Raw genomic sequence first — 14,988 nt, 5'->3', positions numbered from 1 at the left:
AACGCCATGTCCAGCTTCAGGAATTTCTTGCAATCAGGCCACAGCCCGACACTGTTCGCGGCCTTCCTGTACTTCTCGTTCTCCTGCTGCATCTGGGTGCTCAACGGCGCCATGGCGCCCTTCATCGGCGAAACCTTCAACCTCTCGCCCGCGCAGAAGGGCCTGATGCTGTCGGTGCCGATCATCGCGGGCGCGCTGATGCGCTTTCCGCTGGGCATCCTCTCGCAGTACATCGGCCGCAAGAAGGCCACGCTGGTCGAGATGGCGCTGATCGCGGTAGCGATGCTGTTCGGTTTCTTCTTCGTCAAGAGCTTCAACGACCTGCTCGCCATGGGTGTGCTGCTGGGCATTGCGGGTGCGAGCTTCGGCGTGGCGCTGTCGCTGGGCTCGGGCTGGTTCCCGCCGCAGCACAAGGGCCTGGCCATGGGCCTTGTGGGCGCGGGCAACGTGGGCACGGCGGTGTCGGTGCTGGTGGCACCGCCGCTGGCGAACTGGCTGGGCTGGCAGGCGGTGTACGGCGTGGCCGCCGTCGCCATCCTCATTCCGATGGTCGTGATGGTGGTGTTCGCCAAGGAGCCGCCGGACGTGAACGCCCATTCGAGCTTCCGCGAGCACATTGCCTGCCTGTTCGAGAAAGACGGCTGGGTGTTCAGCCTGATCTACGGCGTGACCTTCGGCGGCTTCATCGGCCTTACCACCTTCCTGCCCTCGTACTACTACGACCAGTTCGGCGTGAGCAAGGTGCAGGCCGGCCAGCTGACCATGCTCGCGGCCTTCATGGGCGCGGCCGTGCGCGTCGTGGGCGGCTGGATCTCCGATCGCTGGGGCGGCGTCAACACGCTGACGGTGGTGCTGCTGGTGGTGGCCGTGAGCCTTGTGCTGGTGGGCTTCTCTTCAGGCTCGCTGGCCGTCACCACGCTGGTGCTGATCGTCTGCTTCGCCGCACTGGGCGCGGGCAACGGCGCGCTGTTCCAGCTGGTGCCGCTGCGCTGGCCTACGAGCACGGCGGTGGCCGGCTCGATGATCGGCGAGATCGGCGCACTGGGCGGTGGCCTCGTGCCCAACGCCATGGGCCTGTCGAAGCAATACCTGGGCAGCTATATCTGGGGCTTCGTGTTCTTCGCGGCGCTGTCGCTGGTGATGCTGGGCGTGATGCGCGTGATGCAGATCCGCTGGACCCGCACCTGGGCCGAAAAGGGCGGCCGTGCGCGCGTCACGACGCCGCACGCAGCTGCCCCCCACATTCGAAAGACGGCACGCTCATGACACGTCCCGCCGTCTTCCGCTCAACGTGGCAAGAACAGCAGCCACACGATGAGCAGCACGTTGAACAGCACCGACACGCCGAGCGCGAGCTGGTAGAGCGCGAGCGGGTCGCGGCGGATCAGCGGCGTAGCGGCGGGCGCGTTCACAGGGCGGGAGGCGCCGCGCTCCAGCGCGAGCAGCAGCTCCTCTGCGGTTTCGAAGCGCTCGCGCGGATCGCGGGCAACGGCCTTGCGCACCAGGTGATCGAGCCAGATCGGCACGTCGGGGCGGATGCGCGAGAGCGCGACCGGATCGCGCCGGTAGCGCGCCACCTGGTAGGGCTCGATCTCGCCGTAGGGCAGATGGCCGGTGAGCCACTGGTACAGCGTGACGCCGAGCGCGAACAGGTCGCTGGCCGCGTCGGCGGTGCCGCCCTCCTCCCACTGCTCGGGGTTGATGTAGCTGGGCGTGCCGGCATGCAGCTCGCGCTGGGCCGTGCCTTCTCTTCCGGACAGGGCCACGCCCAGGTCGAGGATGCGCCAGCGCCCGTCGTCGCCCAGGTGCAGGTTGCCGGGCTTGATGTCGCGATGGATCACGCCCTGCCGGTGCAGCCGGCCGAGCGCACGGCTCAGCTCGACGCCGGCGGTCACCACCTCGGCCACCGCACCGCGCGCGTTCGCCTTGCGCAACTGCTCCAGCGTGCGCCCGCCATGCCAGTCGAACACGATGTACAGCGCGCTCGCGTTCTCGGCGCGCTCGTGCACACGAACGAAACCGCCGCCTCCAATACCTCCGACGCGCAGCCCCAGCCACGCCTCGTGCGCCAGCATCGCGCGTTCCTGCGGATCGCCGGCACGCGAGGGATGCAGCGTCTTCAGCGCGACCAGCTCGCGCGTCTGCGGATGCCGCGCCTGGTACAGCAGGTGCACGCCGGTGTCGGCCACCAGCGCGGTGATGGCGTAGCCGTCGAGCACGTCGCCCACCTTCAGCGCGGGCGGCGGTGCGAGCCGGCGGCCGTCGCCGAGCTCGTCGTCGAGCTGGCGCGCATCGAGCCCCACCACGCGGATGACCAGCGCGGTCGCGTTGTCGCGCGTGCCGGCGTCGAGCGCCGCATGCACCAGCGCCTCGCTGGCCGCTTCGGCATCGCCCTGCAGGGCCAGCACGGCCACCTGCTGCGGCTTGAGCACACCGTGCACGCCGTCGGAGCTCAGCACGAAGCAGTCGCCCACGCGCACGTCGCCCTGGGCGTAGTCGACGCGCACCTGGTCGTCGAGGCCGATGGCGCGCGTGAGCCGGCTGCGCATGTCGGGGTGGTCGAAGGCGTGGTCCTGCGTGAGCGGCACGGCCGGCCCGCCGCCGGCGCGCACGCGCCAGGCGCGCGTGTCGCCCACGTGCGCCAGCGTGTAGCTCTGGCCGTGCAGCACCAGTGCGGTGAGCGTGGTGAGCGCCGTGCCGCCGTCCTGCTTGCTCTGGCGCCGGCGGTTGTGGTCGGCCAGCCAGCCGTTCTGCGCGCCGATCAGCCGGTCGAGCGCGGCGGTCGGCTCCCAGGTTGCAGGCGTGGCGAAGTAGTCGGCCAGCAGGCCCATCACCGTGGTCTGCGCCGCTTCGCGGCCGTGCCCGCCGCTGGACACCCCATCGGCAATGGCCGCGATGAGGCCGCGGGCCTCGTCGCCCGGCGGCGCATGCACTGCACCGGCGAAGTCTTCGTTCAGCTCGCGCGGTCCGCGCTGGCTGCTGTAGCCGATGTCCACTTCAAAGCTCATGGCGCGATTCTGAACGCGCGCCGCGGGCGCTCCTTTGCTTGATTTCCCTGAAAGGTCCAGCCCCATGAAGAAAATGAAACTCGTAATGGTCGGCAACGGCATGGCCGGCGTGCGCACGCTCGAAGAGCTGCTGAAGATCGCGCCCGAGCTGTACGACATCACCGTCTTCGGCGCGGAGCCGCATCCCAACTACAACCGCATCCTGCTGTCGCCGGTGCTGGCGGGCGAGCAGACGGTCGACGAGATCGTGCTCAACAGCTGGGAGTGGTACACGGACAACAACATCACGCTGCACGCCGGCAAGAAGGTGGTGGAAGTCGACCGCGTCAAGCGCGTCGTGCGCGCCGTGGATTCGCAAGGCGATGTCACCGAGGCCGCTTACGACCGCCTGCTGATGTGCACCGGCTCCAACCCCTTCATGCTGCCGGTGCCCGGCAAGGACCTGAAGGGCGTGATCGCCTACCGCGACATCGCCGACACCGACTACATGATCGAGACCGCGCGCACGCACAAGAACGCGGTGGTCATCGGCGGCGGCCTGCTGGGCCTCGAAGCCGCCAACGGCCTGATGCTGCGCGGCATGAACGTGACTGTGGTGCACGTGATGCCCTGGCTGATGGAGCGCCAGCTCGACGACGTGGCGGGCAAGCTGCTGCAGAAGTCGCTGGAAGACCGGGGCCTGAAGTTCCGGATCGGTGCGCAGACGCAAGACCTCGTCGGCGACAGCGACGACGGCAAGGGCGGCCGCGTCAAGACCATCCGCTTCAAGGACGGCACCGAGGTGGCGGCCGACCTGGTGGTGATGGCCGTAGGCATCCGCCCCAACGTGGAGCTGGCCGAGAAGATGCGCCTGCACTGCAACCGCGGCATCGTCGTCACCGACACCATGCAGACCGTGACCGATGCACGCATCTACTCGGTGGGCGAGTGCGCGGCGCACCGCGGCATTGCCTACGGCCTGGTCGCGCCGCTGTTCGAGCAGGCCAAGGTGGCGGCCAACCACCTGGCGCAATTCGGCATCGGCCGCTACCTGGGCTCGCTCACCTCCACCAAGCTGAAGGTGACGGGCATCGACCTGTTCTCGGCCGGCGAGTTCATGGGCGGCGAAGGCACGGAAGAGATCGTCATGAGCGACCCCTTCGGCGGCGTCTACAAGAAGCTGGTGATCAAGGACGACAAGCTGGTGGGCGCCTGCCTCTACGGCGACACGGTGGACGGCAGCTGGTACTTCAAGCTGCTGCGCGACGGCCGCAGCGTGCACGACATCCGCGACAAGCTCATGTTCGGCGAATCGAACATCGGCGACACCGGCCACGAGGGCCACAACAAGGCCGCGACCATGCCCGACGACGCCGAGGTCTGCGGCTGCAACGGCGTGAGCAAGGGCACCATCTGCAAGGCCATCAAGGAAAAGGGCCTGTTCACGCTCGACGAGGTGAAGAAGCACACCAAGGCCAGTGCCAGCTGCGGCTCGTGCACCGGGCTGGTCGAGCAGATTTTGATGTTCACCGCCGGCGGCGACTACTCGGCCACGCCCAAGAAGAAGGCCGTGTGCGGCTGCACCGACGCGAGCCACCAGGACGTGCGCGACGCGATCCGCAAGGAGCACTACCTGACGCACGACGAGGTGTATCGCAACCTCGGCTGGCGCACGCCCAACGGCTGCGCCACCTGCCGCCCGGCCATCAACTACTACCTGATCAGCACCTGGCCGAAGGAGGCCAAGGACGATCCGCAGAGCCGCTTCATCAACGAGCGCAGCCACGCCAACATCCAGAAGGACGGCACCTACTCCGTCATTCCGCGCATGTGGGGCGGCCACACCACGCCCGACGAGCTGCGCCGTATTGCCGACGCGGCCGACAAGTACAAGATTCCGACCGTCAAGGTCACGGGCGGCCAGCGCATCGACCTGCTGGGCGTGAAGAAGGAAGACCTGGAAAACGTCTGGAAAGACATCGGCATGCCCAGCGGCTTTGCCTACGCCAAGTCGCTGCGCACGGTGAAGACCTGCGTGGGCAGCGAGTGGTGCCGCTTCGGCACGCAAGACTCCACGCAGATGGGCAAGGACCTGGAACGCGCCCTGTGGGCCATGTACTCGCCGCACAAGGTCAAGCTGGCGGTGTCGGGCTGCCCGCGCAACTGCGCGGAGGCCGGCATCAAGGACGTGGGCGTGATCGGCGTCGACTCGGGCTGGGAACTCTACGTGGGCGGCAACGGCGGCATCAAGACCGAGGTGGCGCAGTTTCTCGTGAAGGTGAAGACGGCCGAAGAAGTGATGGAGTACTCGGGCGCCTTCCTGCAGCTCTACCGCGAAGAGGGCTGGTACCTGGAGCGCACGGTGCACTACATCGGCCGCGTGGGGCTGGACTACGTGAAGAAGAAGATCCTCGACGACGCCGAAGGCCGCAAGGCGCTGTGGGAACGCCTGCAGTTCGCGCTCGACGGCGAGCCCGATCCGTGGTTCGAGTCAGCGCAGGCCTCGGTCGATGTGCGGCAGTTCACGCCGCTGACGGCGCCGATCGACACCCACCAGACCGCCTGAAAGGAGACACCATGAGCGATTGGAAAGTCATCTGCCGCATCGACGACATCCCCGTGCTCGGCGCCCGCCGCGTGGCGCGGCCTGCCGGCGTGGACGTTGCCGTGTTCCGCAACGCCGAGAACGAGGTGTTCGCGCTGCTCGACCGCTGCCCGCACAAGGGTGGCCCGCTGAGCCAGGGCATCGTGTTCGGCACCAGCGTGGCCTGCCCGCTGCACAACTGGGCCATCGGGCTGGACGACGGCTGCGCCAGGTCGCCCGACGAAGGCTGCACGCCGAAGTTCGCCGTGAAGGTGGAAGACGGCGTGGTGCACCTGGACGCGGGCGAACTGGCCACGCACGCCATCGACCTGGAGCGCCCGGTCGCCGGCCCGAAGCCGTTCGCGGTGCTGACGGTTCTGCCGCTGGAATAACCCATGACGCTTGAGACCCGCTCCACCTGCCCCTACTGCGGCGTCGGTTGCGGCGTCATCATCGAATCGCAGGGCAGCGAGATCACCGGCGTGCGCGGCGACCCTGACCACCCGGCGAACTTCGGCCGGCTGTGCACCAAGGGCTCGACGCTGCACCTCACGGCCAGCGCCACGGTCACGCGGCAGACGCGGCTGCTGCAGCCCATGCAGCGCCTCGTGCGCGCAGAAGCGCCCACCGCGGTGACGTGGGACACCGCGCTCGACAACGCCGCCGGCAAGTTCGCGCAGGTGATCCGCGACCACGGCCCGGACTCGGTTGGCTTCTACGTGTCGGGCCAGCTGCTGACCGAGGACTACTACGTCTTCAACAAGCTCGCCAAGGGCCTGATCGGCACCAACAACGTCGACACCAACTCGCGCCTGTGCATGAGCAGCGCCGTGGCCGGCTACAAGCAGACGCTGGGCGCCGACGCGCCGCCGGCCTGCTACGACGACCTGAAGCACGCCGACTGCCTGTTCATCGTGGGCAGCAACACGGCGTGGGCGCACCCCATTCTTTTTCGCCGCATCGAGGACGCGAAGGCCGCGAACCCGGCGCTGAAGATCATCGTGGCCGACCCGCGCCGCACCGACACGGTCGAGATCGCCGACCTGTTCCTGCCCATCCAGCCCGGCACCGACGTGATGCTGTTCAACGGCATGCTGCACCTGATGCTGTGGGAAGGCTGGATCGACGCGAAGTACATCGCGGCGCACACCAACGGCTTCGACGCATTGAAGGCGACGGTGCGCGAGTGCACGCCGGACAAGGTCGCGCAGGTGTGCGGCATCCCGAAGGAAGACCTGCTCGAGGCGGCGCGGCTGTTCGCCACCTCGCCCGCCACGCTGAGCCTGTACTGCCAGGGCCTGAACCAGTCGTCGAGCGGCACGGCGAAGAACGCTGCGCTCATCAACCTGCACCTGGCGACCGCGCAGATCGGCCGCGCCGGCGCGGGTCCGTTCTCGCTGACCGGCCAGCCCAATGCAATGGGCGGGCGCGAAGTCGGCGGCCTCGCCAACCTGCTGAGCGCGCACCGCGACCTGGCGAACCCCGATCACCGCGCCGAAGTGGCCGCGCTGTGGGGCGTGCCCTCGGTGCCCGAGAAGCCGGGCAAGACGGCCGTAGAGATGTTCCAGGCCGCGGCCGACGGCGAGATCCGCGCGCTGTGGATCGCCTGCACCAACCCGGCGCAGTCGATGCCCGACCAGGCCACGGTGCGCCGCGCGCTGGAACGCGCCGAGTTCGTCGTGGTGCAGGAAGCCTTTGCCACTACCGCCACCTGCGCCTTTGCCGACCTGCTGCTGCCAGCCACCACCTGGGGCGAGAAGGAAGGCACCGTGACCAACAGCGAGCGCCGCATCTCGCGCGTGCGCCCGGCCGTGCCGGCGCCCGGCGAGGCGCGCAACGACTGGTCGATAGCCGTGGCCTTCGCGCACCGGCTCGAAAGGCAGCTGGGTCGCGCGTTCACGCTGTTTCCGTACGAGACCGCCGAATCGGTCTGGAACGAGCATCGCGAGTCCACGCGCGGGCGCGACCTCGACATCACCGGCCTGAGCTACGTGATGCTGGAAACCACCGGCCCGCAGCAGTGGCCGCTGAAGGAAGGCGAAAGCACCGGCCGCGTGCGCCTCTACGAAGACGGCGTGTTCCCCACGACCGATGGCCGCGCCCGCTTCGTCGACACGGCCTACAAGCCGGTGGCCGAAGCCCGCGAGGCCCGCTACCCTTTCTCGCTGAACACCGGCCGCCTGCGCGACCAGTGGCACGGAATGAGCCGCACCGGCACCGTCGGGCGCCTGTTCGGCCATGTGTCTGAGCCGGTGGTGCAGATGAACGCGCAGGACATGGCGCGCCGCCAGATCCGCGAAGGCGACCTGGTGCACCTGACCTCCAGGCGCGGCTCGATCATGCTGCCCGCGCGCGCCAGCGCCGAGGTGGGGCTGAGCCAGGCGTTCGTCGCCATGCACTGGGGCGAGGAGTACCTGAGCGGCTGCTCGTCGAACGGCACACGGCTCGCGGGCATCAACGCGCTGACCACGCCGGCCTACTGTCCGACCTCGAAGCAGCCCGAGCTGAAGCACACGCCGGTGAAGATCCTCAAGGCCGAGCTGCCGTGGTCGCTGCTGGCCATGGCCTGGCTGCCCGATGGCGACGCGCTGGCCGCGCACCGTGCGCTGCAGCCGATGATGGCGCTGTTTCCTTTTGCGACCTGCGTGCCGTTTGCCGGCAACACGCAGGGCGCCGAACGCAGCGGCCTCCTCTTTCGCGCCGCTGCGCACGACGCACCCGACGACGCGCTGGTCGAGAAGATCGAAGCCCTGCTCGGCCTGCAGACCGCCGACACCCTGCGCTACGCCGACCGCCGCCGGGGCCAGCGCCGCTCGGCCCGGCTGGTGCGCCGTGCCGACGGCAGCGCGGGCCTCGAAGCCTTCCTGCTGGGCGGCGACACCAGCGCCGAAACCTGGATCTCCACGCTGCTGCGCGAGGAACTGCCGGCGCAAAGCTACGGCCGCCTGCTGCTGTCGCCGGGCTCGAAAGCGCCGGTGGCGGTGCAGTCGCGCGGCAAGACGGTGTGCACCTGCTTCAACGTGGCGGACGTGGCGATCCAGACCGAACTGGGCCGCTGCACCGGCACCGCCGACGAGCGGCTGGCGAAGCTGCAGGGCGCGCTGAAGTGCGGCACCAACTGCGGCTCGTGCATTCCGGAACTCAAGCGCATGGTGCGGGCTACGCCAGCCGAAGCGATGGTGGAAGCCCCATGACAGCCCTGTGCATAAGCCGAATGACATTCCGGCATAAGCGTTGCAGGACAATCCGCCTACCCATGGGAATCAGCCAATACATCAAGGAAATCGGCCGCGGCGCGCGAGGCGCCAAGCCGCTCACGCGTGAACAGGCCACCGACCTGTTCGGCCAGGTGCTGGACGGCACCGTCACCGACCTCGAAATCGGCGGCTTCTGCCTGGCCATGCGCATCAAGGGCGAAACGCCCGAGGAAATGGCCGGTTTTCTCGATGCCACCCATGCGCGGCTGAACCGCATCCCGGCGGGCGACCGGGCGCTGGTCGTGCTGCCCAGCTACAACGGCGCGCGCAAGCTGCCGGTGCTCACGCCGCTGCTGGCGCTGCTGCTGGCGCGCGAAGGCCTGCCGGTGCTGGTGCACGGCAGTGCGAGCGAAACCTCGCGCGTGCTGGCGTCGAACGTGCTCTCGGCGCTCGATGTTCCGCCCATGACCGCCATCCGCCCCATCGCCAACGGCGAAGCGGCCTTTGCGCCCACCGAACTGCTGAACCCCGCGCTCAAGCGCCTGCTCGATGTGCGCCGCGTGGTCGGCCTGCGCAACCCGGGCCACAGCGTGGTGAAGCTGATGCAGCCCACCGCCGGCCCCTGCGTGGTGGTGGCCAGCTACACACACCCCGAATACGCCCGCACCATGGGCGAGACCTTCGAACTCACGGGCATGACCGCCCTGCTCTCGCGCGGCCTCGAAGGCGAAGTGGTGTCCGACCCGCGCCGCACCGCGCAGATCGACGGCTTCGTGCGCGGCGTGCGCACCGAACTGCAGGCGCAGCAGGCCGGCACCACCGCCGAAGTGCCGGGCCTGCCGAAGGAAATCGACGTCGCCACCACCGCCGACTACACGCGCCGCGTGCTGGCCGGCGAGCTTCCCGTGCCCGAAGCCATTGCGGCGCAAGTCAGGCACATCACGCAACTGGCATCCCACGCATGAACAACGACACCCCCACCTCCCTCATCACCGGCCGCTGCACGCTGGTGGGCGCCGGCCCGGGCGACCCGGAACTGCTGACCGTCAAGGCCGTGAAGGCGATCCAGGCCGCGACGGTGCTGCTGGTCGACGACCTCGTGAACGACGAGATCGTGCAGGCCTACGCCCGCCCCGGAGCGCGCATCGTGCACGTGGGCAAGCGCGGCGGCTGCAAGAGCACGCCGCAGGCATTCATCGAGCGGCTGATGATCACCGCTGTGCGCGAAGGCGAGACGGTAGTGCGCCTCAAGGGCGGCGACCCGTTCATCTTCGGCCGCGGTGGCGAAGAAGTCGAACACCTGCGCGAAGCCGGTATCGAATGCACCGTGGTCAACGGCATCACCGCCGGCCTGGCGGCCGTGACCGCGCTGGGCGTGCCGCTCACGCACCGCGACCATGCGCAGGGCGTGGTGTTCGTCACCGGCCATGCCAAGACAGGGGCCGGCGCAGCCGAGGACCCGACCGACTGGCGCGCGCTGGCCGCGACGGCGTACAACGCGCGGCTCACGCTCGTTATCTACATGGGCGTGTCGGGCGCCGGGCACATCGAACGCGAACTGCTGCAAGGCCTGCCGGGCGACACGCCGGTGGCCGTCATCCAGCATGCGAGCCTGCCGCACCAGCGGCACATCGCGACCACGCTGGGCAACCTGCAGAACGGCATCGCCGAGGCCGGGCTGGCCAGCCCGGCTGTGATCGTGGTGGGCGACGTGCTGCGCGGACTGGCAGCCGCCGAGGTACCGGTGGACGCGGACAAGTTCGGTACCTGATCGGCACCTGACCAGGGCGAGGACAGCACGAGCGGCACGGGCGCCGCGCACCACAACGTGGCATGGATCGTGCTGAGCCATCGGCAATGAATGCCGTCGCCACGCCCGAACCCGCCGCAGTCGAGATCGTCGCGCTCACCAAGCGCTATGCCCCCGGCACACCGGCCGCCGTCGACCAGATAGACCTGCGCATTGCCAGCGGCAGCTACTGCTGCCTGCTCGGCCCGTCGGGCTGCGGCAAGAGCACCACGCTGCGCATGATCGCGGGCCACGAGTCCGTCACCAGCGGCGACATCCTGCTGGACAACCGCAACATCACCGACCTGCCCGCGGCAGCGCGCGGCACGGCGATGATGTTCCAGAGCTTCGCCCTGTTCCCGCACCTCTCGGCCACCGACAACGTGGCCTTCAGCCTCAAGATGAAGGGCGTCGGCAAGGCCGAGCGCCACAAGCGCGCCAACGACCTGCTCGAACGCGTCGCGATGGGCCACCTGGCCAACCGCAAGCCCGGTGAGCTTTCTGGCGGCCAGCAGCAGCGCGTGGCGCTGGCGCGAGCACTCATCACCGAGCCGCGCGTGCTGCTGCTCGACGAGCCGCTGTCGGCGCTCGACCCCTTCCTGCGCATCCAGATGCGCGCCGAGCTGCGACGCTGGCAGAAGGAACTGGGCCTGACCTTCGTGCACGTGACGCACTCGCAGGAAGAGGCGATGGCGCTGGCCGACACCATGGTGGTGATGAACCACGGGGTGATCGAGCAGGTCGGCTCGCCGCACGCGGTCTACAACCACCCGGCGAGCGAGTTCGTGGCGCGCTTCATGGGCGGCCACAACGTGTTCGACACGCCAGCCGGCCCGATCGCGGTGCGCAACGACCGCATGCGGATCGCCGCGGCTTCGGAGGGCGACGCGGCTGGCACTGCCCTTGCCGCCACCGTTACCGACGTCGAATACCAGGGCACCTACGTGCTGCTCGGCCTGGCGCTCGAAGGCGCTGCCGCCGGGCGCCAGAACGTCTCTGTGCTGCTCGGCGAAGCCGCTTTCCTCGCGCGCCCCTATGCGCACGGCGAGGCGGTGCGCCTCTCATGGGCCGAAGCCGACGCGCGCGTGCTCGGCCCCGGCGTCAAGCCACCGGGCGAGCGGGCTTCGGCGCCCGCCAACGCCGGGGCTCGCCAGCGCGACGACACGGCCGCGCTCGCAATGACCCTGTGAGCGCATCCGCAACCTGCTTCCCTTTTTCCTGCGTTCGTTTCTTTCCACTTTTTTCTCTGGAGACTCAGCCATGACCGATTCCATCGACTCGTCCAACGGCGTCAAGCGCCGCACCCTCCTGCAAGGCACGGCCGGCATCCTGGCCACGGGCATCGCGCCCTTCGTGCATGCGCAGGAAAAGATCGTGCTGCGCTACCTCGGCACCGCGGTGAACCAGGACAAGGCGATTGCCGAAAAATTCAAAGCCGACACCGGCATCGAGATCCAGTACGTGGCCGTGACCACCGACGACGTGACCAAGCGCGCCGTGACCGCCCCCAACAGCTTCGACCTGATCGATACCGAGTTCTTCTCGCTCAAGAAGATCGTGCCGACCGGCAACCTGAAGGGCATCGACACCAAGCGCGTGAAGAACGCCGACAAGATCACCTCGCTCTTCACCAAGGGCGAAGTTGCGGGCAAGAAGGTCGGCAGCCAGGGCACGGCGCCGGTCAAGGTGATCTATCTCGAGGGCGAGAAGAGCAAGGTCTTCGCGAAGTCGGCCACGCAGTTCATGTCGCTGATCCCGACCACCTACAACGCCGACACCCTGGGCATCCGGCCCGACCTGATCAAGCGTCCGATCTCTTCGTGGGCCGAGCTGCTGAACCCCGAGTTCAAGGGCAAGACCGCGATCCTGAACATTCCGTCGATCGGCATCATGGACGCCGCGATGGTGGTGGAGGCCAAGGGCATCCACAAGTACGCCGACAAGGGCAACATGACCAAGGCCGAGATCGACCTGACGATCAAGACCCTGATCGAAGCCAAGAAGGCCGGCCAGTTCCGCGCGCTGTGGAAAGACTTCAACGAGTCGGTGAACCTCATGGCCTCGGGCGAGGTCGTGATCCAGTCGATGTGGTCGCCCGCCGTCACGGCCGTGCGCAGCAAGGGCATCGACTGCACCTTCCAGCCGCTCAAGGAAGGCTATCGCGCCTGGGCCTCGGGCTTCGGCCTGCCGGCCACGCTCTCGGGCAAGAAGCTCGATGGCGCCTATGAGTTCATCAACTGGTTCCTCGACGGCTGGGCCGGTGCGTACCTCAACCGCCAGGGCTACTACAGCGCCGTGCTCGACACCGCCAAGACCAAGATGGAAGCCTACGAGTGGGCCTACTGGATGGAAGGCAAGCCCGCCGCGCAGGACATCAAGAGCCCGCAGGGCGACGTGATCGCCAAGGCAGGCTCGGTGCGCGACGGCGGCAGCTACGAACAGCGCATGGGCGGCATCGCCTGCTGGAACGCCGTGATGGACGAGAACGAGTACATGGTCCGCAAGTGGAACGAGTTCGTCGCGGCCTGACCTTCGACCTGAGCTTGTGAGCGCCCCCTCGACCAGCGCGTCCGTCGCCACCACGCCCATCCATGCTGTGAAAGCATGGTGGCAGGCGGCGCCGTTCGCGCTGGTGTTCCTGCTGTTCTTCCTGGTTCCGCTGGCGCTGGTCGCGATGGTCAGCCTGTGGAACTTCAACGAATACGAGCTGATCCCTGCGGTCACGCTGCGCAACTACCTGAGCCTGTTCGAGGGTTGCTCGCGCCTCACCGACAACGGCGACCTGTGCGTCACGCTCAACACCTACCTGAGCACGTTCAAGTTCTGCGTGCTGGTGTGGGGCATCACACTGCTGATCGGCTTTTCGGTTGCGTACTTCCTGGCGTTCCACGTGCGCTCGTCGACCATGCAGACGGTGCTGTTCGTGCTGTGCACGGTGCCCTTCTGGACTTCGAACGTGATCCGCATGATCTCGTGGGTGCCGCTCTTGGGGCGCAACGGGCTGGTCAACCAGGCGCTCATGGGCCTGGGCCTCGTGAACCAGCCTGTGGAGTGGCTGCTGTTCTCCGATTTCTCGGTGGTGCTGGCCTTCGTGCACCTCTACACGATGTTCATGATCGTGCCGATCTTCAACAGCATGATGCGCATCGACCGCTCGTTGCTCGAAGCAGCCAGCGATGCGGGCGCCTCGGGCTGGCAGACGCTGTGGAACGTGGTGGTGCCGCTGTCGCGCACCGGCATCCTGATCGGGTCGATCTTCGTCATCACCATCGTGATGGGCGACTTCGTCACCATCGGCGTGATGGGCGGCCAGCAGATCGCCTCCATCGGCAAGATCATCCAGGTGCAGACCTCGTACCTGCAGTTTCCGCTGGCTGCGGCCAACGCGATGATCCTGCTGGCTGTCGTGCTGATGATCATCTGGGGGCTGACACGGCTGGTCGACATTCGAAAGGAGCTCTAGGGTGAACCTGGATTCTTCCGTTCTGTTTGGGGTGCGTCGTTCGGGGCGCGCTCACGCCCTGAAGGAAAAATACAAATGAGCCAACGCATAGGCGAACAACGCAGCCCCGGCTTCTGGCCTCTCGCCACGGTCTTCGCCCTGTTCGTGCTGTTCCTCTACGGCCCGATGATCACGATCTTCGTGCTCAGCTTCCAGGGCCCCGAGGGCGGTCTCACCTTCCCGTTGCGCGGCGTCTCGCTGCACTGGTTCTACAAGCTGGCTGAAGGGCTGGGCACAGTGGACATCGGCGCGGCCTTCAGGCGCTCGCTGGCGCTGGGCGCGGTGGTGATGGCCTTCACTGTCGTGCTGTCGGTGCTGGCAGGCCTGGCGTTCCGCAAGAAGCTCGCGGGCAGCAACGCCCTGTTCTTCGTCACGGTGGCCAGCCTCATCATGCCGTCGATCATCATCTCGCTCGGCATCGGCCTGCAGTTCCGGCTGATCGACACGGGCATCAAGAGCGTGCTGACGGCGATGGACGCGACCACGCTGCTCGAAGGCTACGGCACCGCGCTGGGCCTGTTCAGTTCCGCCCTCGGCGCGCACCTGACCTGGACGCTGCCCTTCGGCCTGCTCATCATGTTCGCGGTGTTCAACCGCTTCAACCCCGCCTATGAGGAAGCCGCGCGCGACCTCGGTGCCACGCCGTGGCAGACCTTCCGCTTCGTGGTGCTGCCGCTGATCGGCCCGTCGATCGTGGGCATCGGCATGTTCGGCTTCACGCTGTCGTGGGACGAGATCGCCCGCACCTCGCAGGCCATCGGCGACGTCAACACGCTGCCGCTCGAGCTGCAGGGCCTGACCTCGACCGTCACCACGCCGTCGATCTATGCGCTGGGCACGGTGACCACCGTCGTGTCGCTGCTCGTGATGGCCGTGGCGCTGGGCTCGGCCGCGCTGCTGCGCCGCAGGGCTGTGCGGCCCAGGTGAGA

11 protein-coding genes are annotated in these 14,988 nt (G+C 67.9%); 10 read left to right on the top strand and 1 reads right to left on the bottom strand.

Translation table 11 applies throughout. The features are described from left to right. The first annotated feature begins 6 nt into the window (after positions 1-6). On the top strand, positions 7-1,266 hold the full coding sequence (locus ACZYSP_RS29465) for an MFS transporter (protein WP_093057865.1): 1,260 nt from the start codon (positions 7-9) through the stop codon (positions 1,264-1,266). A gap of 20 nt (positions 1,267-1,286) precedes the next feature. Here ACZYSP_RS29465 and ACZYSP_RS29460 read toward each other — a convergent pair whose 3' ends face one another. Next, on the bottom strand, positions 1,287-3,008 hold the full coding sequence (locus ACZYSP_RS29460; RefSeq protein ID WP_489018016.1) for a bifunctional protein-serine/threonine kinase/phosphatase: 1,722 nt from the start codon (positions 3,006-3,008) through the stop codon (positions 1,287-1,289). 64 nt (positions 3,009-3,072) lie between these two features. Here ACZYSP_RS29460 and nirB point away from each other — a divergent pair, with 64 nt between their 5' ends. The 9 genes from nirB to ACZYSP_RS29415 all read left to right on the top strand — a co-directional run bounded on the left by nirB (position 3,073) and on the right by ACZYSP_RS29415 (position 14,986). Beyond that, positions 3,073-5,553, top strand: coding sequence for a nitrite reductase large subunit NirB (gene nirB / locus ACZYSP_RS29455; protein WP_093057867.1), 2,481 nt, complete (start codon positions 3,073-3,075; stop codon positions 5,551-5,553). A gap of 11 nt (positions 5,554-5,564) precedes the next feature. Continuing rightward, on the top strand, positions 5,565-5,963 hold the full coding sequence (nirD, locus tag ACZYSP_RS29450) for a nitrite reductase small subunit NirD (RefSeq protein WP_093057868.1): 399 nt from the start codon (positions 5,565-5,567) through the stop codon (positions 5,961-5,963). A gap of 3 nt (positions 5,964-5,966) precedes the next feature. Next, a complete protein-coding gene (locus ACZYSP_RS29445) occupies positions 5,967-8,765 on the top strand; it encodes a nitrate reductase (protein WP_489018013.1) in 2,799 nt (932 codons plus the stop codon). Positions 8,766-8,827: 62 nt separating this feature from the next. Then, entirely contained in the window at positions 8,828-9,733 is a 906-nt protein-coding gene (gene ybiB / locus ACZYSP_RS29440) for a DNA-binding protein YbiB (protein ID WP_426392324.1), read from the top strand. Then, positions 9,730-10,539, top strand: coding sequence for a uroporphyrinogen-III C-methyltransferase (gene cobA / locus ACZYSP_RS29435; protein WP_093079878.1), 810 nt, complete (start codon positions 9,730-9,732; stop codon positions 10,537-10,539). Before ybiB ends, cobA begins: the two co-directional genes overlap by 4 nt. Positions 10,540-10,625: 86 nt before the next feature. Next, positions 10,626-11,747, top strand: a complete 1,122-nt coding sequence (locus ACZYSP_RS29430) for an ABC transporter ATP-binding protein (protein ID WP_093057872.1) — start codon at positions 10,626-10,628, stop codon at positions 11,745-11,747. A gap of 70 nt (positions 11,748-11,817) precedes the next feature. Further along, a complete protein-coding gene (locus ACZYSP_RS29425) occupies positions 11,818-13,086 on the top strand; it encodes an ABC transporter substrate-binding protein (RefSeq protein ID WP_093057873.1) in 1,269 nt (422 codons plus the stop codon). A 16-nt stretch (positions 13,087-13,102) separates the two neighbouring features. After that, positions 13,103-14,020 carry an ABC transporter permease gene (locus ACZYSP_RS29420; protein ID WP_093057874.1) on the top strand — a complete coding sequence of 306 codons (918 nt, stop codon included), beginning with the start codon at positions 13,103-13,105 and terminating at the stop codon, positions 14,018-14,020. 75 nt (positions 14,021-14,095) lie between these two features. Then, positions 14,096-14,986 carry an ABC transporter permease gene (locus ACZYSP_RS29415; RefSeq protein ID WP_093057875.1) on the top strand — a complete coding sequence of 297 codons (891 nt, stop codon included), beginning with the start codon at positions 14,096-14,098 and terminating at the stop codon, positions 14,984-14,986. The last annotated feature ends 2 nt before the right edge of the window (positions 14,987-14,988 follow it).

The organism is Variovorax sp. F042 (assembly GCF_057814215.1).
Note: the sequence above shows the minus strand (reverse complement) of the source record. Positions and strands in the feature narration are given on the sequence as shown.

Excerpts from the sequence above, each read along its gene's own strand:
- nirB (WP_093057867.1), top strand. The coding sequence starts at position 3,073 with ATGAAGAAAATGAAACTCGTAATGGTCGGCAACGGCATGGCCGGCGTG.
- cobA (WP_093079878.1), top strand. The coding sequence starts at position 9,730 with ATGAACAACGACACCCCCACCTCCCTCATCACCGGCCGCTGCACGCTG.
- ACZYSP_RS29425 (WP_093057873.1), top strand. The coding sequence starts at position 11,818 with ATGACCGATTCCATCGACTCGTCCAACGGCGTCAAGCGCCGCACCCTC.
- ACZYSP_RS29465 (WP_093057865.1), top strand. The coding sequence starts at position 7 with ATGTCCAGCTTCAGGAATTTCTTGCAATCAGGCCACAGCCCGACACTG.
- nirD (WP_093057868.1), top strand. The coding sequence starts at position 5,565 with ATGAGCGATTGGAAAGTCATCTGCCGCATCGACGACATCCCCGTGCTC.
- ACZYSP_RS29460 (WP_489018016.1), bottom strand. The coding sequence starts at position 3,008 with ATGAGCTTTGAAGTGGACATCGGCTACAGCAGCCAGCGCGGACCGCGC.
- ACZYSP_RS29430 (WP_093057872.1), top strand. The coding sequence starts at position 10,626 with ATGAATGCCGTCGCCACGCCCGAACCCGCCGCAGTCGAGATCGTCGCG.
- ACZYSP_RS29445 (WP_489018013.1), top strand. The coding sequence starts at position 5,967 with ATGACGCTTGAGACCCGCTCCACCTGCCCCTACTGCGGCGTCGGTTGC.
- ybiB (WP_426392324.1), top strand. The coding sequence starts at position 8,828 with ATGGGAATCAGCCAATACATCAAGGAAATCGGCCGCGGCGCGCGAGGC.
- ACZYSP_RS29415 (WP_093057875.1), top strand. The coding sequence starts at position 14,096 with ATGAGCCAACGCATAGGCGAACAACGCAGCCCCGGCTTCTGGCCTCTC.